Raw genomic sequence first — 19,499 nt, 5'->3', positions numbered from 1 at the left:
GGTGGATTCCCCCTTCTCTTTCTCCGGCGCCCTCAAGCTGTTCAACTCTTCGCCGATAACCTGATGTGAAGTCTAAAGCACCTGCACCCATAACAATATTGACGACTTACTCACCCTGGTTTCGGAGAACGCTGTTATGCGATTGACCCTTCGCGCACGTCTGGCTGCGATTGTCAGCCTGCTGTGCCTGTTACTGATTATTGCTGCCGTCTGGGGAATTATCGGCCTGCGCGCTGCCGATCAGCGCGCGCAAAATGCCTATCAGAACGAGCTGCTTCCGCTGCAATACTCCTCACGCCTGTACCGCATGGTGCAGGAGCAATCCGCTACCCTGTTCGATGCGCTGCGCTACTGGACCGACAGCAGTGAAGTGGAAAAACGCCTGGCGCGCATTACGCAGTACGGTCAGCAAATCACCGCCGATCGTCATACCTGGCAGCAGCTGGCGTTTGATGCGCAGACCAAACCGCTGAGCCAGCGCTTCCTGACCCATCTCGACGGCTGGCAGGGTGCACTGCATGAAGCCGGTGAGCTGCTGAAAGGCGGTAACCCGTCCGCCGCACTGGTGGTCATCGAAACCCGTCTGCGCAGCGGCAGCCAGTTGCTGCAGCAGGACATTGACCAGCTGGATACGCTGATGCGGCAGCATGCGCAGACGGCCTGGCAACAGGGCAACCGCGACTACCTGCTGGCACGCAATAGCCTGATCGCCATCCTGCTGTTGGGTCTGAGTCTGGCGCTGGTCTCCGGCTGGCTGCTGATCCGCTCGATTAACCGTTCCATCGCCCAGGCGCGCGAGCTGGCGGATGCCATTGCCGGCGGCGAGCTCAATCACCGTATCGGTACGGTAACGCGCGATGAGATGGGTGAACTGATGCAGGCGCTGCTGCGCATGGATGTGCGGCTGGCCGAGATCGTGCGCGAGGTGGGCGAAAGTGCCCATGCACTGAGCGATGCGGCACGCCAGATGGCGGATGGCAACGACGATCTGTCGGAGCGCACCCATGCGCAGGCCAGTTCGCTTGAGCAGACTGCGGCCAGTATGGAGCAGATGACCGCCACGGTGAAACACAACGCGGACAACGCCGCGCAGGCCAACGAGCTGGCAAGCGATGTGCGCCATCAGGCCGAGCGCGGCAGCGGTGTACTGCGCGACGCGGTGAGTGCGATGGAGGAGATTGAATCCTCCAGCAAGCGCATCGCGGATATCAACCGCGTGATTGATGAAATCGCCTTCCAGACCAACCTGCTGGCACTGAATGCGGCGGTAGAAGCGGCGCGCGCCGGGGAACAGGGACGCGGCTTCGCGGTGGTGGCGTCAGAGGTGCGACAGCTGGCGCAGCGTTCGGCCGGTGCCGCACAGGAGATCAAGGCGCTGATCGATGCCAGCGTAGGTAAAGTCGAAGCCGGCAGCGCGCTGGTGCAGCGCTCTGGCGAGATGCTTAACGACATCAATCACGGCGTGGCGCGCATGGTGGATATCGTCGGCGAGATCGCCGTGGCCAGCCGCCAGCAATCCAGCGGTATTGAGCAGGTGAACACCGCAGTAATCCAGATGGATGGCGCCACCCAGCAGAATGCATCGCTGGTGCAGCAGGCCAGCGCGGCCAGCCAGACGGTGAGCCAGCATGCCGGTTTGCTGGTGGAAAAAATGGCATTCTTCCGCCTGCAGCAGCCATAAGGAGCCGCCATGAAGCGTACCATAATCGCGCTGCTGGCCGCGCTGCCGCTGCTCAGCCAGGCCGCCACCACGCTCAATATTGCCACCATTGCCAATGGTGACATGACTATCATGCAGCAGCTGTCGAGCCGTTACGAACAGCAGCATCCGGACGTGAAACTGCAGTGGCACGTGATGGATGATGGCGCCCTGCGCCAGGCGGTGCTGGCAGCCATGAACAGCGGTGACGCAAAATTTGATGTGATTACCGTGGGTACCTATGAAGCGCCGCTGTGGGGTAAAAAAGGCTGGCTGGCGCCGCTCAATAACCTGCCGCCAGAGTATGACAGCGACGATCTGCTGACGCCGGTGCGCAAAGCACTATCCTGGCAGCAAACGCTGTACGCGCTACCGTTTTACGGGGAAAGCAGCATGACCTATTACCGCAAAGATCTGTTTGCGGCGAAAGGGCTGACCATGCCAGACGATCCCGACTGGACCGACATCAAAAATTTTGCGGCGAAACTCACCGATCCTCAGCACGGTATCTATGGCCTGTGCCTGCGCGGCCAGCCCGGCTGGGGCGATAACGTGGCCCTGCTCACCACCATGGCCAACGCCTATGGTGCGCAGTGGTTTGACGATCGCTGGCAGCCGACGCTGAATTCGCCAGAGTGGCGTGAGGTATTGACCGATTATCTGGCGATGGTGAAACAGGACGGTCCGCCGGATACGGCCAGCAATAGCTTTGGCCAGATCCTGCGTCTTACCGCACAGGGAAAATGCGCGATGTGGATCGACAGTACCGTCGCCGCCGGGCTGCTGATTAACCCGCAGATCTCGCTGGTGGCGGACAAGCTGGCGTTTGCCCCGGCACCGGGCGGCATTACGCGCAACGGCTCGCACTGGCTGTGGTCGTGGGCGCTGGCGGTACCGGCTAACTCTCCGCAGCGCGCCGCCGCCGTCGACTTCATTAGCTGGGCGACCTCGCGGCAGTATATTCAGCAGGTTGCGGATACCGTCGGCTGGGGAGCGGTGCCACCCGGCAGCCGCAACTCCACCTACCAGCAGTCAAACTACCAGCGCCTGGCGCCTTACGCCGCTCAGGTGCGCAGCGCGATTGAATCCGCCACCGTCGATCAACCGACATTGAACACCGTACCTTACACCGGTGTGCAGTACGTCAGTATTGCTGGCTTTGATCAGATGGGTAACGCCGTCGGGCAGAATCTGGCGGCGCTGCTGCAGGGCAAGCTGACGGTGGACCAAACGCTGGAAAAAAATCAGCAGGACGTGACGCGCCTGCAAGCCGCACAGCAGTAAACATTCGGGGTTCCTGACAAGTCGCCGTGTGCGGGTTACACTAACGCGCAACTTGACCGGCAGGAACCCCCGAATGAAAACCCCTGAAGAGTATTACGCCCTGGCCCGCAGCCTGTTTTTCACCGCCCACCCTGATTTTCAGTCCGCGCTGGATGAACTGAGTGAGAGTGATGCGCGCGCCGCCAATATGTCCCTGCGTGAACTGCGCGCGTGGCACGCCGAGCGCATTTATGCCGCGTTTCTGCGTCAGAAGAAGCTCGACGGCATGCTGTTCTCCATCCAGCTGGCGGAACCGGATAAAGCAGTTGCTGCACAAGCGATTGAAACCTATCTGAAATCTCACGCGGAAGCGTTAGGTATGACGTGGGAAGAGTTCTGTATTAAGAACGAGTTATAAGCGATGCACTGATAAAAAGGCGATCGGAGAGAAATTTCCGGGGAAAAAGTTGTACAAGATGGAAAAAGTTGTATAACTTATTGCTCACGACGACTGTCGTCGATTGTCCTTGAACGAAAGGTGCTATTGCACCGCCTCTGGAGGTGTTGCTGGATTTCCACCTCCAGAGGTTCGATTTTTTGCGTGCGCCCTCTGCTTTTACCCGCTTTACTCCCCTGTCGTTGCATCTTTACGCCGCGCTGTTTCACCCGTATGAAAATAATTGCCGCCCTGCCGCTTGTCACTGGTTTTATTTACAGTAATATGACGCTCCCACTTTGATTACTGGAATGCCCTGATGTTTGTGGAGCTGATTTACGACAAGCGCAACGTAGCCGGATTACCGGGCGCGCGCGAAATGATTTTGCAGGAGCTAGAGAAGCGCGTACAGCGCGTCTTTCCGGATCTGGAGGTGCGGGTTAAGCCGATGGAGCGTAACGCCATCGAAACCGATATGAGTAAAAACGATAAGGCGACGATTGCGCGTATTGTTGAAGAGATGTTCGATGAAGCCGAGATGTGGCTGGTGGCCGATTAGGCCACCAGCTGCCGCGCTTAGCTTTCCTGCTCGCTGTGATTGATGGCGATTTCCAGATCCTGAATCGCCTGATCGATATCATCCAGCAGCTGTCCCTGCTTGTTGATCAGCGTATCAAAACGCGTGGCGTACTCTTTATCCTTATACTCCCCGGCATCAAAGGCCAGCCAGTGGCTGGAAAGCGTCTCAGTGTTGGTCTGCGCATAGTGACGCATCTCTTTTAGCTGTGAGGTGACATCACGCAGGTAGTCAGTTTTGGTTTTGATTGCCTCTGTATCACTCATGCTATTTTCCTTTTTGCTGATAAAGCCAGTTAAAATAATGCCTGAGCAATTAAAGTTAGCAGATAATAGCGAAGCCGCCTGCAGAATTATCCGAAGTATAGAGCCGCAGGGAAAAGGGACGTCCCGGTCCCTTTGTTGTGCCCGTCTGAATTACAGATACTTCTTCGCCAGCGCAATCAGTTCATCCTTTGCGGCGCTGCCCAGCTTCAGCACGCCCTGTTCAACAAAGCTGAAGGCCTGGACAAAGTCCTTCACCCCGGCGCTGATATCCTGCGCCACCGCATCGCTGGCGGCGGTCGCAGCAGCCGGCGCGTCGGGGACAGCAACCGGTGCGGTGGCCTGCGCGTTGCGCACACCAGGCGTGGCGGCCGCCGAGGCGCCTGCGCTGGCCGAACCGTTCGCCAGCGTATCCTGCGTTGCCAGCTGCTGATCGAGATCGACCGGAGCATCCGCATGAGACGGTTGCTCAGCGCTGGCGGGCGCTGCCGGTTGCGCAGCTGGCGTTGCGGCTGCCGGCGGCGTTGCTGGCTGGGCAATGCTGTCAGCTGCGCTGTCAGCGGCAGCCGGCGCGCTGGCCGTTTCGTTGGCAAAACTCTCCAGCGGTGACAATTCCTGTTGCGCCGCAGCGCTGGTTGGGTTGATGACAGTTTGATCGCTCATAATTTTCTCCTTATTGCTAAATAAAGACCGCAGTTGCTGCAAACGGACTGCGATCCGCTCGGTAATTCGCATCAGGTCCTCCTTAGCGCCGCGGCTGTGGCGCGGTTTGCTGACCGGCCGGCGGCGTGGAGGGCGTTGAGGTATGGCTGGCGCTGCGCGGCGGCTGGGCATCCAGCTTTTTCTGCAGCTCAACCAGCTGGCTGGTCAGTTCGGCGACCTTTGCTTCGCGTCGATCGGAGATCGCCCGGTACTGCTGGCGAATCTCCTCCACGCGCCGGTTGGCGTCGTTATTGACGTAAAGAAACAGAATGGTCATCGCCACACACAGCAGCGATAACAGCATCAGCAGGCCACCCAGCATCAAATGACGGCGGTGGCTTCGCACCAGCAGTTCACTGTTTATCTGCACCATCGCGGTTCTCCTCCAGAGTGGTGATCAATTGATTAATCTGGCTGCGAAACTTATCGCTGTGCTCGGCTTCGGTGGTCGCCAGCAGGATACCGAGTGCGTTCTTGATCAAACGCAGATCGGTCTCCAGCGATGAGATACGCCGCAGGTTTTTGTCGTGACGGATACGCAGTTCATCGTTTTCCTGGCGCATCAGCGCATGGCTCTCCTTGAGAAGCAGCACCTGCTCTTTGTAGCTGGTGATGATCTCGCCTCCCGCGCGATTGCTGGTGACGATAGACGCGATCCCCGCCATCAGGGGTTTCCAGAACACCGCTGCCGCGCCACCGCCAAGCAGCAGTGCGCCTACGCTGGTGACCAAACTACTCTCCATGCCCTACCTCTCTCACCTGGCGAGGGTTAGCCGGACACCCCGCTGACCTCCCTCGCCAGTATCACGGCCAGCGGCATATTTAAGTTTACTTTAAATAATGATTTTAAGTATACTTAAGTCAAGCCTTGAGGAGTTGTCAAGATGATGAAAAAAGAATCTGGTGGTGAGCGCATTCGCCAGCGCCGTAAGGCACTGAAATTAACGCAGCAGGCGCTGGCCAATGGCATTGGCGTGTCGCACGTTGCGGTTTCGCAGTGGGAGAAAGAAGAGACGGTGCCGCGTGGTGAGCATCTGCTGCGGCTGGCGGAGTTGCTGCAGTGTAGCGCGGCGTGGATTATTGATGGCGACGGCCAGCCGTTTGCCAGTACGCACGCTTCCCCCGCTCTCACTGCCGTGCCGCTGGTCACGCTGGTGCAGGCCGCGGACTGGCTGGATGAGCAGCGACTGCAGTGGCAGCAGCAGGCCGTCCGCTTTCTTTACAGTGACGAAGCACTGAGCGACAGTGCGCTGGCGGTAACGCTGGAAGATGACGCCATGAACCCGGCGTATCGCGCCGGCGACCGGTTGATCTTTGATCCGCAACGCGTGCCCCAGCCGGGCGATGTGGTGCTGGCACGGGTAGACGACGTCGCGATGGTGCGAATTATTCGGATGCACGACGAGCAAATTTTCTCGTTACGGCCGCTGAACGAAGATTTTCCCGTGCAGCAGAGTCAGAAAAGTACGCTGGAACTGATTGGCACGCTGGTGGAAATGCGGCGGCGCGGCAGCCGCTGAAGCAGCAAAAAACCCGCCACGCGGCGGGTCAAATCCAACAAAAGACTACGGCAAAAATCACAACGTGTCGGTGAGATGATCGACGACCACCCTTCCCTCGGGATCGGTTTGCGTTATACGGTAACTGACGCGGTAAGAGCGGCGGTTACTCAGTTTATCGAACAGCGCCACGCTGCCCTTGTGCTCACCGTTGGCACCGACAATATGCCATTCGGTGACATCTTCCTGTCCACGGTTGTGCAGGCGTAACAAGCTCTGCTCAACTAAACGATCGCTTTCATCAGTCTTCAAATAATCACGCAACATCTTTATCACCTCCGGTTAACCCGGCTAACGATACGCTTTTCATTTATCCTTTCAATCGAAGTTATTTATCGTTAACCTCGCTGACCAGCGGTTGAGTAAAAATTCCACCTGACGTGCCCTGCCAGCCGCTTCGGTTAAGTGGAATTTAATAAAATAGTTAACGATTACGCGTCTAAGCGCTGGACAGATCCTGCCGTCTGGCTGTTAATGTAAGGCAAAATAACGATAGCGCCGGACAATCTCATGCTGACTACCATCCTTTACCGCAGCCATCTCTATGATCACGTTCCCATCAAAACGCTGGAGGATATGGTTGGCAAAGCCAATAAGAAAAACGAAGTTTCAGATGTCACCGGCATTCTGTTATTTGATGGACGGCATTTCTTCCAGCTGCTTGAAGGACCCGATCAGGCCGTTCAGGGCATTTACGACCGTATCTGCCGCGACGCCCGCCATCACAATCTGGTGGAACTGATGCATGACTTCGCGCCAGCCCGGCGCTTTGGTAACGTCGGAATGGAGCTGTTTGACCTGCGCGAGCACGACAAATCCAGCGTGCTGCAGGCGGTGCTGGATAAAGGCACTTCGCGTTACCAGCTGACCTATGACGACCGTGCACTGCAGTTCCTGCGTACCTTCGTTGAGGCGCGGGAAAAAGAGAACTATTTCGAGATCCCGCCGGCCAATACCTGGGAATTTATTACTGATGCGGAAAGCCAGCGTCAGCTGGAGAGTCTGCACCATTATGTGCAGGATTGCCGGTTTGCGTTTCAGCCGATTGTTGATCCCTTCTCGCGGCGTATTACGGCCTATGAAGCACTGATTCGCACGCCGGACGGCGGTTCACCGCAGGAGTACTTCTCTGCGTTTGGCGGCGATGCGATTTACCACGCCGATATTCAGTCCAAGAGTCTGGCCTTCAACCTGGCGAAAAATCTCGGCCTCGGCGAGCAGACGCTGACCATCAATCTGCTGCCGATGTCGCTGGTCACCGTCCCGAATGCGGTGGATTTCCTGCTACAGGAAATCGCGGCCAACGGTCTGGTACCGGAGCAGATCGTGGTGGAAGTGACGGAGAATGAAATCATCTCGCGTGCTGAAGAATTTACGGCAGAAGTAAGAAAACTTAAGGCGGCCGGTATCAGCCTGGCGCTGGATGACTTTGGTGCCGGGTTTGCGGGGTTGTCGCTGCTGTCTAAATTCCAGCCGGATAAGATCAAAATCGATCGGGAAATCATCAGTGACGTGCACAAAAGCGGCCCAAAACAGGCGATTGTGCATGCCATTATTAAGTGCTGCGCTTCGCTGGAGATCGCGGTGATTGCTGAAGGCGTGGAGAAAGCCGAGGAGTGGATGTGGCTGGAAGCGGTGGGTGTCAGTCAGTTCCAGGGCTATCTGTTTGCCCGTCCGCAGTTTAATGGTTTTCCGGCAGTGGCCTGGCCCGAGATCAAGTAACTGCACACGCTGACCGCCGTAATTACGGCGGTCACAGGCTTAACACTCAGTCTCACGCGCCGGTTCTTCCAGCCGTTCACTCAGCACTACGTACTTCATCATCTCAAAGGTACGCTGCGTCATTGGCACCGCGCTGCACGGGCGAAACCAGCCAAACTGCTTCTGGTACAGCCACACTTCCGGATAGCGCTCGCCATCTTTAATCCAGTAATAACCATCATTCATAGGTTTGCCCAGCGGCCTGAGCCGCGAATCAGACATTCATGCGTGCCCGATAAAGTGATACGCCCTCTGGCGTAATGAGTAACCCTGCTTGCATGAAAGCTTACTCCAGCTAAATACTGTAGCAGAGAATAGAGGCAATTGTGCATTTCACGCTGGGCTTATTCAGGCAGGAAACGAGACGCGAAGAGAATAAATGCCCCTAAGCTAAGGGGCGAAACAAACAGGCAACTAAACGTCCGTGTTTCGGCAATGGAGTGGAGTACGACAGACACAGGTGTCAGGAAGCGATATCGTCAGGCGTGCGCTGAACAATAAGTTCCAGTGCCTGGCGATAAATATCCAGCTGAACCACGTCATGTTCAGACTCTAATCGCTCCAGCAGCGCCAGAATAATATCTTTATTGCTCACACGCAGTTTCACCGCCGCCAGCTGTTTGTAAATCAGCGCGATGACCTCTTTTTCACTGGCATATTCTGAACCCGCGTGCTGGAAATATTCTGACAATTGAGACTCTGCTGACGTCGATGCATTCTGTTTCATAACAAGCCTCATCGGGTAAGCTGCAGTGCAAACTGCAGAGATTAATCGGTTACTCAGGTTAAATTTTTGAATCAGCACAGGTAAAAAAGCAGCCTCTGAAAGTGGAAATCCACAACACCTTCAGAGGCGATGCAAAGCATCATTCGTTACGTGTGACTGACTGCCACAAGCGAGAAGTTATACAAAGATGGAAAACTTGTACAACAATTTAGTTAGCATTTCGTGTGGTCAGAGGAGATTTGCACAATAATTTCGCCATTCTCTTCAACAATAAATCACCATTTTCGCAGGAAAAATCATGCAGTTAACCTGAATAAAATATCAGGCGCTGTGCTAAGCCTCTCTTTCTGCTCAACAAAATTATTTTTACTCCTTGCTGACGCGTGCACTTCTATACAGCCCCCATAAACTTGTACAACTTTGCAAAACTGTACAATTTAGCCGTTCTGCGTGTAGAGTGTGAAAACGATTACGGTCGCCAGAAACGGCCAGCGATCAGCTAAAATTCATCACAACAAAACCCCTGCTGGAGAGAAAGATGAAACAACACGAAACCAACAAGGAGCGTAAAAACGAGGGCGAGGTACACAAGGGTTTACCGGAAGCCGCGCCGCATGCAGGTAATGCTTATGAGGAAGATGATCATCCAGCCCATGATGATGCTCGTGAGCACGGCGAAATCCCGCGTACACGCGATGACAGTCAGGATGACAAAAAAGATCCTTATCAGGATCAGTAAAATACCTTCGATGATATCTGGACCGACCCACCGGATGTTATTTTCGTGGCCGCTGACTGCTGGCGTTAATAAGCGAAGCGGCAACCGAGATTGATCATTGAGTTTAATTAAGACATTATTTTGCGGAAATTAGAGAAGGCGTGCCTTCATTCATTTCTGGAGAGCACTGATGGATACGGGTTTTTACTGGGTAGGCAGCAGCACAACTGAGCCTGAGGTATGGTACTGGGATGCTGGACGCGGTTTTTATCGCCCGATGGAGCCGATACCGCTTTCTCTGCCTCGTTTTAAATCTGCCGGTTTTAAACTTCTCAGTGGCAAACTGATGCCACCGGAAGAGGTGCAATCTGCTTAGGTTTTCGTCTGCAGGTGAGAATATTGTCAGTTACGCTGTTAAGCGCAGCGTAGCTGAACTATATTCCTGTGAGGAGGACATGATAATGCAGGAAGGATTTTATTGGGTGCAGCGCGGCGCAGAACAGCCAGAAGTCTGGTTTTTCTCAACCAGTGGAGAAGGTGCCTGGTTTGAACCCACCAAAAACGATGCCATCAGCAAGCAACGCTTCGCTGAACAGGGCTACAGGACGATCAGCGAAAAACTGTCACTGCCCTGACCCTGACGAAACCGCCTCTCTCAGGCGGTTTTTTATTGCGCGCCGCTAGACCTGCATGCTCATGATCTCGCTGTAGGCATTCACCAGCTTGTTACGCACCTGAATCCCCATCTGCATCGAAATCGACGATTTCTGCAGATCGACCATCACATCATTCAACTGGATGCCCGGTTTACCCAGCTCAAAATCCTGCGCCTGACTGCGCGCAGCGGTCTGGGTGGCGCTGATTTTATCCAGCGCGGCTTTCATGGTGGCACCAAAATCGAGCTGACTGGCGGACTCGGTCGGTTTGCCACTGGCCTGCAGTGACGTCAGCTGCAGCTGCTGCAGTACGCCATCTATTGCCTGAATTGACATTGCCTGTACCTCATAGATGAAGGGTTCTTTTTTTCACGGAGGAAAAGTTAACACACTGTCAATAGGACAAAGGCGCTAAATGACTGCAAAAAACCCGGCTTATCCAGCCATCGAAGTGACACGATTCATCAAATAATGCCAGGCATTAGATTGGAATTTCATTTTTTCCCCTACCCCGTCGGCCAGCTACACGGCATCAACGGGCGGGGATGCGTATCAGGGAGTCAGTTTTGTCACCTACATACACCCGGTCAATTATGTCAGGCAGGAATTGGTCATGAATGCGAGTGCAGCCGCCACACAGGATACAGCAAAGAAAGGCTTTAATGACCTTCTCGCCCGCCTGCGCGCAAATCCGCGTATTCCATTAATCGTTGCTGCCGCGGCCGCTATCGCCGTGGTTCTGGCGCTGGTGCTGTGGGCCAAAGCGCCCGACTATCGCGTTCTCTATAACAACCTCTCTGATGAGGATGGCGGCGCGATTGTTACCCAGCTCACCCAGATGAACATCCCTTACCAGTTCGCTGAAAACGGCGGCGCCCTGATGGTGCCCGCCGATAAAGTGCATGAGCTGCGTCTGCGCCTTGCCCAGCAGGGACTGCCGAAAGGGGGTTCAGTAGGCTTTGAGCTGATGGATAAAGAGAAGTTTGGTATCAGCCAGTTCAGTGAGCAGATTAACTACCAGCGTGCGCTGGAAGGTGAGCTGGCGCGCACCATCGAAACGCTCGGACCGGTAAAGAGCGCGCGCGTTCATCTGGCGATGCCAAAACCGACGCTGTTCGTGCGCGAGCAAAAATCCCCGTCTGCCTCAGTAACGCTGAACCTGCAACCGGGCCGTGCGCTGGATGAAGGCCAGATTCAGGCGATTCAGCACATGGTCTCCAGCAGCGTAGCCGGTCTGCCACCAGGCAATGTAACCGTGGTCGATCAGGCGGGTCGCCTGCTGACGCGCTCCGACAGCGAAGGCCGCGATCTGAACGATGCCCAGCTGAAATACGCCTCCGAAGTGGAAGCACGCTATCAGCAGCGCATTGAAGCCATTCTGAATCCGATTCTCGGTCAGGGTAATGTGCATGCGCAAGTGACCGCGCAGATTAACTTTGACCGCAGCGAGCAGACGGATGAGAAGTATCAGCCGAATGCGAACCCGAATAACACGGCGATTCGCTCACGCCAGACCAGCACCAACGATCAGAACGGCAGCCCGTATCCGGGCGGCGTACCGGGTGCGCTGTCGAATCAGCCTGCGCCGGCCAATACCGCGCCGGTCACCAACCCGCAGCAGCAGAACAATAACAACGCTAACGGTCAGCAGAACAACAACAACGCGCAGAATGCCGGCACCTCGACCAGCACCGCGCAGAACAGCGGCCCGAGCAGCTCCAGCCGCAACGATACGGTGAACTACGAGCTGGATCGCACCATTCGTCACACCAAACTCAACGTCGGTGACGTGCAGCGCCTGTCGGTCGCCGTGGTGGTCAACTACCGCGATGACGGCAAAGGCAAAGCGGTGGCGCTGAACGATCAGCAGATCAAGCAGATTGAAGATCTGACCCGCGAAGCGATGGGCTATTCGCAAACGCGTGGCGACAGCGTCAACGTGGTGAACTCGCAGTTCAACACCACCGAGCCGACTGGCGGCGACCTGCCCTTCTGGCAGCAGCAGTCGTTCTTTGATCAGCTGATGAACGCCGGTCGCTGGCTGCTGGTGGCACTGGTTGCCTTCATCCTCTACCGCAAAATGGTGCGTCCGCAGCTGCTGCGTAAACGTGAAGCCGAGAAAGCCGCCGCCGAAGCCGCCGCTGCCCGTGCTGCCGCGCGTGAGGAAGAAGCCGCTTACAGCGTCCAGATCAATAAAGACGAGCTGGACCAGGAGCGCAAATCTAACAACCGCATGAGCGCCGAGGTGATGAGCCAGCGCATCCGCGATATGTCTGAAAACGATCCGCGCGTTGTGGCGCTGGTTATCCGCGAATGGATGAGTAACGAACTATGAGTCTGACCGGTACTGAAAAGAGCGCCATTCTGATGATGACCATTGGCGAAGAGCGTGCGGCGGAGGTGTTTAAACACCTCAACCAGCGTGAGGTACAGCACCTCAGCGCCGCGATGGCCAGCATGAAACAGATTTCGCACAAGCAGCTGACCGAAGTGCTGCGCGAGTTCGAAACCGATGCCGAACAGTTTGCTGCGCTAAGCCTCAACTCCAACGACTACCTGCGTTCGGTGTTGATCAAGGCGCTGGGTGAAGAGCGCGCCTCCAGCCTGCTGGAAGATATCCTCGAAACGCGCGAAACCACCAGCGGCATGGAAACCCTCAACTTTATGGAACCGCAGGCGGCGGCGGATCTGATCCGCGACGAGCACCCGCAGATTATCGCCACCATTCTGGTGCACCTGAAGCGCGGCCAGGCGGCGGATATTCTGGCGCTGTTCGACGAGCGTCTGCGCCACGATGTGATGCTGCGTATCGCCACCTTCGGCGGTGTACAGCCGGCGGCGCTGGCGGAGCTGACCGAAGTGCTCAACGGCCTGCTGGATGGCACCAACCTCAAGCGCGCGAAGATGGGCGGCGTAAGAACCGCAGCGGAAATCATCAACCTGATGAAAACCCAGCAGGAAGAAGCGGTTATCGAAGCAGTACGCGACTTCGATGGCGAGCTGGCACAGAAGATTATCGACGAGATGTTCCTGTTCGAAAACCTGGTGGAAGTGGACGACCGCAGCATCCAGCGTCTGCTGCAGGAAGTGGAGTCCGAGCAGCTGCTGATTGCCCTGAAAGGCGCCGAGCAGCCGCTGCGCGAGAAATTCCTCAAAAACATGTCGGCGCGTGCCGCCGATATCCTGCGCGACGACCTCGCCAACCGTGGCCCGGTCCGTATGTCCGCGGTGGAGAACGAACAGAAAGCAATCCTGCTTATCGTGCGCCGTCTGGCGGAAGCAGGCGAGATGGTAATTGGTGGTGGCGAGGAAACCTATGTCTGATGCCTTTTCCGCCCGTGCATGGCAGCGCTGGCAGCCTGATGATTTAGGCGCACCGCAGCCGCCCGAACCTGAACTGCTGCTGGCGGACGAGCCGGACAACGACCTCGTGCTGAGCGAGGAAGATGAACAGCAGCAGCAGCTGGAACGTCTGCAGCAGCAGATGCGTAAAGATGCGCAGACGCAGGGCTACAGCGAAGGTTATCAGAAAGGCTTCGCCGAAGCGCAGCAAAACGGCTATGACGCCGGGTTCCAGCAGGGACTGGCCGATGCCCAGCAGCAGCAGGCTCCGTTACAGGCGCGTATGCAGCAGCTGGTCACCGAGTTTCATCACACGCTGGAAGCGCTGGATAGCGTGATTGCGTCGCGCCTGATGCAGCTGGCGCTGGAAGCGGCGCGCACGGTGATTGGCCAGGCGACGCAGGTGGATGGCAGCGCCCTGCTGCGCCAGATCCAGCAGCTGATTCAGCAGGAGCCAATGTTCAGCGGCAAACCGCAGCTGCGCGTGCACCCGGACGATCTGCAGCGCGTTGAGCAGACGCTGGGCCCAACGCTCGATTTACACGGCTGGCGTTTGCTGGCCGACAGTTCGCTGCATCCCGGCGGCTGTAAACTCAGCGCCGAAGACGGCGATCTGGATGCCAGCGTCGCCACGCGCTGGCAGGAGCTGTGCCGTCTGGCGGCACCGGGAGCATTCTGATGACGTCACGCCTTTCGCGCTGGCTGGGCGCGCTCGACAGTTTTGAAGACCGCATCAGTCAGGTGCAGACGGTGCGCCGCTACGGCCGCCTGACGCGCGCCACCGGTCTGGTGCTGGAAGCCACCGGCCTGCAGCTGCCGCTGGGCGCCACCTGCATTATTGAGCGCCACGACAACGGCACAATTACCGAAGTGGAAAGCGAAGTGGTCGGCTTCAACGGCCAGAAACTGTTTCTGATGCCGCTGGAAGAGGTTGATGGCATTCTGCCCGGCGCGCGCGTGTATGCCCGCGTGCACGGCGATCACAGCGGTAAACAGCTGCTGCTGGGGCCGGAGCTACTCGGCCGCGTGCTGGACGGCAGCGGCAAACCTCTGGATGGCCTGCCCGCGCCGGAAACCGGCTACCGCGCGCCGCTGATCACCGCGCCGTTCAACCCGCTGCAGCGTACGCCGATCCACGATGTGCTGGATACCGGCGTGCGGGCGATCAACGCCCTGCTCACCGTGGGCCGCGGCCAGCGTATGGGGCTGTTTGCCGGCTCCGGCGTGGGGAAATCGGTGCTGCTCGGCATGATGGCGCGTTACACCAAAGCCGACGTCATCGTGGTGGGCCTGATTGGTGAACGTGGCCGCGAAGTTAAAGAGTTTATCGAGAACATTCTTGGCGCCGAAGGGCGCGCGCGCTCGGTGGTGATCGCCGCGCCGGCCGACGTTTCGCCGCTGTTGCGTATGCAGGGGGCCGCTTATGCCACGCGCATCGCCGAAGATTTCCGCGATCGCGGTCAGCACGTGCTGCTGATTATGGACTCCCTCACCCGCTACGCCATGGCGCAGCGTGAGATCGCCCTGGCAATCGGCGAGCCGCCGGCCACCAAAGGCTATCCGCCATCGGTGTTCGCGAAGCTGCCGGCGCTGGTAGAACGCGCCGGCAACGGCATTCACGGCGGCGGTTCAATCACCGCGTTCTATACCGTACTGACCGAAGGCGACGACCAGCAGGACCCGATTGCCGACTCGGCACGCGCTATTCTCGACGGCCACATCGTGCTGTCGCGTCGCCTGGCGGAGGCCGGTCACTATCCGGCCATTGATATTGAAGCGTCGATCAGCCGTGCCATGACCTCGCTGATTGATGAAACCCACTATGCGCGCGTGCGCCAGTTCAAGCAGTTGCTCTCCAGCTTTCAGCGTAACCGCGATCTGGTGAGCGTCGGCGCTTATGCCGCAGGCAGCGATCCGATGCTGGACCGGGCCATTAAGCTCTATCCGCAGATGGAAGCTTTCCTGCAGCAGGGCATTTTTGAACGCAGCGATTATGACGATGCCTGTCTGCACCTGCAGGCGATGTTCGGCTAACGCCGCCCGACTTGAGGTAACGCGATGAAGACAGCCAATGCGATTGATACGCTGCGCGACCTGGCGGAGCAGGATCTGGAACAGGCGGTGATCCACCTCGGCGACATGCGTCGCGGTCAGCAGCAGGCCGATCAGCAGCTCAGCATGCTGCTCGATTACCAGGATGAGTACCGTAATAAGCTCAATCAGGATATGTCCGGCGGCATCGCCAGCACGCGCTGGAGCAATTATCACCAGTTTATTCAGACGCTGGAAAAAGCCATCGAACAGCATCGCCAGCAGCTTAATCAGTGGAACCAGCGGCTGGAACAGGCGCTGAGCAACTGGCGTGAAAAGCATAAGAAGCTGAATGCCTATCAGACGCTGATTACCCGCGCGGAAGAGAACGCATTACGACAGGAAAGCCGTCTCGATCAGAAACGGATGGATGAATTTGCCCAACGGGCCGCATTGAGGAAAAGCGAATGAACACGCTGCCAACACTGCTGACACAGCTTGCTAAAACCGGCAAAGCACAACCTTCAGCGGCAGTGGACAATCTGTCCGCTGCTGACAACCTGCCGCAGGGATTTATTACCGAGCTGGGCAACCGCCTGCTGACGCTGGTTAAGCAGCAGGGAAATGGCGCGCAATCCGCTGATCTGGCGGCAGAAATTGACGCGAAAAACGTCACAAAAGCGTCATTAAGCGCCCTGCTGCAGGCACTGGACAAACCAGAGGCGTTAAACGCACTTTTACAGCCGGAAAACACTAAAGCCGGGCTGAAATCAGCCGATGATAATGACAAGCGCGCAGCAAGTTCGTTAACTGCCAGCGACTTACAGAATGTGCAGGCGCTGTTTGCCATGTTGCCAGCGGTGGTTGAAAACCGCAGCAGCCCGCCAGCGGATAACAGCACCGCGCTGGAAACCCGGGGTGAGGCGCGCACCAGCTTAAACGCTGCGTTACTTAACAGTTCGCTGCAAAGTGCGCTGAAAGAGGAACAGGCGAAGCCGGATGGCCAGCAATCTAAAGGCGGAGATGCGCTGACCAGCCTGACCGGTGTCAGCCATAGCCCGGTGCAGAGCGCGGCCGCCAGCGGCACGCCGGCCAGCAACAGCGGTATGACGCTGGATGAGAGTTTTCAGCAGGTGCTGAGCACGCTGAGCAAACCGGAAGAGCGGCGCGAGATGCTCAGCAGCCATGACAGCAGCGCGCCGGCCATCAGCAGCCCGCTGAGCAGTACCAGTCCGCTGGTCAGCACCACGGCCAGCACCAGCACCGCGCCTTCCACGCCGATGCTGAATGCGCAGCTGGGCAGCAACGAGTGGCAGCAGGCGCTGAGCCAGCAGATTGTGATGTTCAGCCGTAACGGCCAGCAGAACGCCGAATTACGTCTGCATCCGGAAGACCTCGGCGCGATACAGATCAGCCTGACGCTAGATAAAGATCAGGCACAGTTAACAATGGTTTCCAGCCACAGCCATGTGAGGGCCGCGCTGGAAGCGGCGCTCCCACAGCTGCGTACGGCGCTGGCGGAGAGCGGCATTAACCTGGGACAGAGTAACGTCAACAGCGACGCCTTCGCACAGGGCCAGAGTTATCAGGGCCAGCAGGAAGGACGTCGCGACGGCCAGTACGGCAGCTTTACCCTCTCCCAGGACAGTGACAACGAGATAACGCCTATTGCCGTCCCGGCAGCCCTCCAGGCGCGCGCGACCGGCAACGGCGCTGTCGATATCTTTGCCTGACAGCGACTAAACGCTGAAGGTAAGCGTAAAACCCGCGTCTTTTCTTCCCATTGTTTGACTTAAGACGCGGGATAATCTGTCCAGGTAAGCCGAGAGGCTTGCCCATAATTCACAGGAAGTAACTGCAAACATGTCTGATAACGCGAAAGCTAAAGGCCGCAAACGTTCATTACTAATTCCGGTGTTACTGATTGTAACGCTGGCCGCTTGCAGCGTGGCAGGCTATGCAGTCTGGCGAATGATGAATAAACACGAGGGTGACAAGCCGGAGGCTGCCAAAGTGGAGCCGCCGCCCGCCCCGGTATTTTTTGCAATGGATACGTTTACGGTTAACCTGGTCAATCCCGACAACGATCCCGATCGCGTGCTGTACGTAGGCTTTACCCTGCGTCTGCCGGATGAGGATACCCGTCGTCGGCTGAATGACTACCTGCCTGAGGTGCGCAGCCGTTTGCTGCTGCTGCTTTCACGTCAGAGCGCCAGCGCGCTGGCAACCGAGCAAGGCAAACAGGCCCTGGTTGAACAGATCAAACAGGTGCTGGCGCCACCGCTGGTAAAAGGTCAACCTGCGCAGGTAGTCAGTGACGTGCTGTTTACCGCCTTCATTTTGAGGTGACTTAATGGGCGATAGCATTCTCTCCCAGGCTGAGATTGACGCGCTGCTCAATGGCGACAGTGACAGTGCGGAAGTAGAGAACAGTTCCAAAGGGGCCGATGGCGATATCCGCCCCTATGATCCCAATACCCAGCGTCGCGTGGTGCGCGAGCGTCTGCAGGCGCTGGAGATCATCAATGAGCGTTTTGCCCGTCATTTCCGTATGGCGCTGTTCAACCTGCTGCGCCGCAGCCCGGATATCAGCGTTGGGGCAATCAAGATTCAGCCGTACCATGAGTTTGCCCGCAACCTGCCGGTGCCAACCAACCTGAACCTGATTCACCTGCAGCCGCTGCGGGGGACTGCGCTGGTGGTGTTCTCGCCGAGCCTGGTGTTTATCGCCGTGGATAACCTGTTTGGCGGCGACGGTCGTTTTCCGACCAAAGTGGAAGGCCGTGAGTTCACCCACACCGAGCAGCGCGTGATTCGTCGCATGCTCAAGCTGGCGCTGGAAGGCTACAGCGACGCATGGAAAGCCATTTATCCGCTGGAAGTGGAATACGTGCGTTCTGAAATGCAGGTGAAGTTCACCAACATCACCACCTCACCGAACGATATCGTGGTCAACACACCGTTCCAGGTGGAGATTGGCAACCTGGTGGGTGAGTTCAATATCTGTATTCCGTTTTCGATGATTGAGCCGCTGCGCGAGCTGCTGGTCAATCCACCGCTGGAGAACTCGCGTCAGGAAGATAACCACTGGCGCGACAATCTGGTGAAACAGGTGCAGCACTCGGAGCTGGAGCTGATTGCCCACTTCGCTGAAACGTCGCTGCGTCTGTCACGTATTTTGCAACTGAAACCTGGTGACGTCCTGCCCATTGAGAAGCCGGACCGCATCATTGCCCACGTCGACGGCGTACCGGTACTGACGAGCCAGTATGGCACGCTCAACGGCCAGTATGCGCTGCGTGTAGAACATCTGATTAACCCGATTTTGAATTCGCTGAATGAGGAACAGCCCAATGAGTGACAGCAAAAAACCGTCCGATGATATCTCTGCGGACGATCTGTGGGCTGAAGCGATGAACGAGCAGGCGGCGACCAGCAGTGCAGCGGAGCCAGGCGATAACGTATTCAAGTCGCTTGAGGCCAGCGCCGCCAGCGGCTCGCTGCAGGACATCGATCTGATCATGGATATCCCGGTCAAACTGACCGTGGAACTGGGCCGTACCAAGATGACCATCAAAGAGCTGCTGCGCCTGACGCAGGGTTCGGTGGTGGCGCTTGACGGCCTGGCCGGCGAGCCGCTGGACATCCTGATCAACGGCTATCTGATCGCGCAGGGTGAAGTGGTGGTGGTGAACGACAAATATGGCGTGCGCATCACCGACATTATTACCCCGTCCGAACGTATGCGTCGTCTGAGCCGCTAAT

26 protein-coding genes are annotated in these 19,499 nt (G+C 57.2%); 18 read left to right on the top strand and 8 right to left on the bottom strand.

Features of this window, described 5'->3' with window-relative positions:
* Positions 1-136 precede the first annotated feature (136 nt).
* The 4 genes from C1N60_RS08380 (at position 137) to C1N60_RS08365 (ending at position 3,957) form a co-directional block, all read left to right on the top strand.
* Entirely contained in the window at positions 137-1,681 is a 1,545-nt protein-coding gene (locus C1N60_RS08380) for a methyl-accepting chemotaxis protein (RefSeq protein WP_264443113.1), read from the top strand.
* A 9-nt stretch (positions 1,682-1,690) separates the two neighbouring features.
* Positions 1,691-2,983 carry an ABC transporter substrate-binding protein gene (locus C1N60_RS08375; RefSeq protein WP_394521638.1) on the top strand — a complete coding sequence of 431 codons (1,293 nt, stop codon included), beginning with the start codon at positions 1,691-1,693 and terminating at the stop codon, positions 2,981-2,983.
* A gap of 73 nt (positions 2,984-3,056) precedes the next feature.
* Complete coding sequence (locus C1N60_RS08370) at positions 3,057-3,380, top strand: DUF6388 family protein (protein WP_021509883.1); 324 nt, start codon at positions 3,057-3,059, stop codon at positions 3,378-3,380.
* A gap of 337 nt (positions 3,381-3,717) precedes the next feature.
* On the top strand, positions 3,718-3,957 hold the full coding sequence (locus tag C1N60_RS08365; RefSeq protein ID WP_021509882.1) for a DinI-like family protein: 240 nt from the start codon (positions 3,718-3,720) through the stop codon (positions 3,955-3,957).
* Between the two features lie 17 nt (positions 3,958-3,974).
* Here the strand turns inward: C1N60_RS08365 and C1N60_RS08360 are convergent, their stop codons facing one another.
* The 4 genes from C1N60_RS08360 to C1N60_RS08345 all read right to left on the bottom strand — a co-directional run bounded on the left by C1N60_RS08360 (position 3,975) and on the right by C1N60_RS08345 (position 5,683).
* Entirely contained in the window at positions 3,975-4,241 is a 267-nt protein-coding gene (locus C1N60_RS08360) for a hypothetical protein (RefSeq protein ID WP_058757407.1), read from the bottom strand.
* Between the two features lie 150 nt (positions 4,242-4,391).
* Entirely contained in the window at positions 4,392-4,901 is a 510-nt protein-coding gene (locus C1N60_RS08355; protein WP_394521637.1) for a hypothetical protein, read from the bottom strand.
* A gap of 82 nt (positions 4,902-4,983) precedes the next feature.
* Positions 4,984-5,313: a hypothetical protein gene (locus C1N60_RS08350; RefSeq protein WP_127834273.1), complete on the bottom strand. Its 330-nt coding sequence runs from the start codon at positions 5,311-5,313 to the stop codon at positions 4,984-4,986.
* Positions 5,294-5,683, bottom strand: a complete 390-nt coding sequence (locus C1N60_RS08345) for a hypothetical protein (RefSeq protein WP_031280179.1) — start codon at positions 5,681-5,683, stop codon at positions 5,294-5,296. The genes C1N60_RS08350 and C1N60_RS08345 overlap by 20 nt, the downstream gene beginning before the upstream one ends.
* Before the next feature lie 141 nt (positions 5,684-5,824).
* Here C1N60_RS08345 and C1N60_RS08340 point away from each other — a divergent pair, with 141 nt between their 5' ends.
* The gene (locus C1N60_RS08340; protein WP_132462250.1) at positions 5,825-6,460 is read left to right on the top strand and encodes a S24 family peptidase; all 636 of its coding nucleotides are present in this window, start codon (positions 5,825-5,827) and stop codon (positions 6,458-6,460) included.
* 57 nt (positions 6,461-6,517) lie between these two features.
* On the opposite strand, the gene C1N60_RS08335 is transcribed toward C1N60_RS08340, so the two are convergent.
* Positions 6,518-6,766: a hypothetical protein gene (locus C1N60_RS08335; protein WP_394521636.1), complete on the bottom strand. Its 249-nt coding sequence runs from the start codon at positions 6,764-6,766 to the stop codon at positions 6,518-6,520.
* Between the two features lie 243 nt (positions 6,767-7,009).
* Between C1N60_RS08335 and C1N60_RS08330 the strand changes: the two genes are divergently transcribed.
* Positions 7,010-8,221, top strand: a complete 1,212-nt coding sequence (locus C1N60_RS08330; protein WP_058776032.1) for a diguanylate phosphodiesterase — start codon at positions 7,010-7,012, stop codon at positions 8,219-8,221.
* Positions 8,222-8,260: 39 nt separating this feature from the next.
* Here C1N60_RS08330 and C1N60_RS08325 read toward each other — a convergent pair whose 3' ends face one another.
* Together C1N60_RS08325 and C1N60_RS08320 are read right to left on the bottom strand one after the other, a co-directional pair.
* Entirely contained in the window at positions 8,261-8,482 is a 222-nt protein-coding gene (locus tag C1N60_RS08325; protein ID WP_058757400.1) for a hypothetical protein, read from the bottom strand.
* Positions 8,483-8,723: 241 nt separating this feature from the next.
* Positions 8,724-8,987 carry a biofilm/acid-resistance regulator YmgB/AriR gene (locus C1N60_RS08320; RefSeq protein ID WP_058757399.1) on the bottom strand — a complete coding sequence of 88 codons (264 nt, stop codon included), beginning with the start codon at positions 8,985-8,987 and terminating at the stop codon, positions 8,724-8,726.
* Positions 8,988-9,525: 538 nt separating this feature from the next.
* Between C1N60_RS08320 and C1N60_RS08315 the strand changes: the two genes are divergently transcribed.
* The 3 genes from C1N60_RS08315 to C1N60_RS08305 all read left to right on the top strand — a co-directional run bounded on the left by C1N60_RS08315 (position 9,526) and on the right by C1N60_RS08305 (position 10,340).
* Complete coding sequence (locus C1N60_RS08315; protein WP_058757398.1) at positions 9,526-9,726, top strand: hypothetical protein; 201 nt, start codon at positions 9,526-9,528, stop codon at positions 9,724-9,726.
* A gap of 169 nt (positions 9,727-9,895) precedes the next feature.
* Positions 9,896-10,081, top strand: a complete 186-nt coding sequence (locus tag C1N60_RS08310; protein WP_058785645.1) for a hypothetical protein — start codon at positions 9,896-9,898, stop codon at positions 10,079-10,081.
* Between the two features lie 85 nt (positions 10,082-10,166).
* Positions 10,167-10,340 (top strand): hypothetical protein, encoded by a 174-nt coding sequence (locus C1N60_RS08305; RefSeq protein ID WP_158251397.1) that lies wholly within the window; start codon positions 10,167-10,169, stop codon positions 10,338-10,340.
* A 45-nt stretch (positions 10,341-10,385) separates the two neighbouring features.
* Here C1N60_RS08305 and fliE read toward each other — a convergent pair whose 3' ends face one another.
* Entirely contained in the window at positions 10,386-10,697 is a 312-nt protein-coding gene (gene fliE / locus C1N60_RS08300; protein WP_021509871.1) for a flagellar hook-basal body complex protein FliE, read from the bottom strand.
* 277 nt (positions 10,698-10,974) lie between these two features.
* On the opposite strand from fliE, the gene fliF reads away from it, so the two are divergent.
* The 9 genes from fliF (at position 10,975) to fliN (ending at position 19,498) form a co-directional block, all read left to right on the top strand.
* Positions 10,975-12,696 carry a flagellar basal-body MS-ring/collar protein FliF gene (gene fliF, locus C1N60_RS08295; protein ID WP_394521635.1) on the top strand — a complete coding sequence of 574 codons (1,722 nt, stop codon included), beginning with the start codon at positions 10,975-10,977 and terminating at the stop codon, positions 12,694-12,696.
* Positions 12,693-13,685, top strand: coding sequence for a flagellar motor switch protein FliG (fliG, locus tag C1N60_RS08290; protein ID WP_021509869.1), 993 nt, complete (start codon positions 12,693-12,695; stop codon positions 13,683-13,685). Before fliF ends, fliG begins: the two co-directional genes overlap by 4 nt.
* On the top strand, positions 13,678-14,382 hold the full coding sequence (gene fliH / locus C1N60_RS08285; protein WP_058771154.1) for a flagellar assembly protein FliH: 705 nt from the start codon (positions 13,678-13,680) through the stop codon (positions 14,380-14,382). Before fliG ends, fliH begins: the two co-directional genes overlap by 8 nt.
* Positions 14,382-15,737 carry a flagellar protein export ATPase FliI gene (fliI, locus tag C1N60_RS08280; RefSeq protein ID WP_021509867.1) on the top strand — a complete coding sequence of 452 codons (1,356 nt, stop codon included), beginning with the start codon at positions 14,382-14,384 and terminating at the stop codon, positions 15,735-15,737. The genes fliH and fliI overlap by 1 nt, the downstream gene beginning before the upstream one ends.
* A gap of 24 nt (positions 15,738-15,761) precedes the next feature.
* Complete coding sequence (gene fliJ / locus C1N60_RS08275) at positions 15,762-16,205, top strand: flagellar export protein FliJ (RefSeq protein ID WP_211725781.1); 444 nt, start codon at positions 15,762-15,764, stop codon at positions 16,203-16,205.
* On the top strand, positions 16,202-17,467 hold the full coding sequence (locus tag C1N60_RS08270; RefSeq protein WP_211725782.1) for a flagellar hook-length control protein FliK: 1,266 nt from the start codon (positions 16,202-16,204) through the stop codon (positions 17,465-17,467). Before fliJ ends, C1N60_RS08270 begins: the two co-directional genes overlap by 4 nt.
* 130 nt (positions 17,468-17,597) lie before the next feature.
* Positions 17,598-18,083: a flagellar basal body-associated protein FliL gene (gene fliL / locus C1N60_RS08265; protein WP_021509864.1), complete on the top strand. Its 486-nt coding sequence runs from the start codon at positions 17,598-17,600 to the stop codon at positions 18,081-18,083.
* Between the two features lie 4 nt (positions 18,084-18,087).
* A complete protein-coding gene (gene fliM, locus C1N60_RS08260; protein ID WP_021509863.1) occupies positions 18,088-19,095 on the top strand; it encodes a flagellar motor switch protein FliM in 1,008 nt (335 codons plus the stop codon).
* Positions 19,088-19,498 carry a flagellar motor switch protein FliN gene (gene fliN / locus C1N60_RS08255; protein ID WP_021509862.1) on the top strand — a complete coding sequence of 137 codons (411 nt, stop codon included), beginning with the start codon at positions 19,088-19,090 and terminating at the stop codon, positions 19,496-19,498. Before fliM ends, fliN begins: the two co-directional genes overlap by 8 nt.
* Position 19,499 lies beyond the last annotated feature (1 nt).

It is taken from the genome of Pantoea sp. SGAir0184, assembly GCF_043544755.1.
The sequence above is the reverse complement of the archived record's forward strand: the minus strand, read 5'-3'. Positions and strand labels throughout refer to the sequence as shown.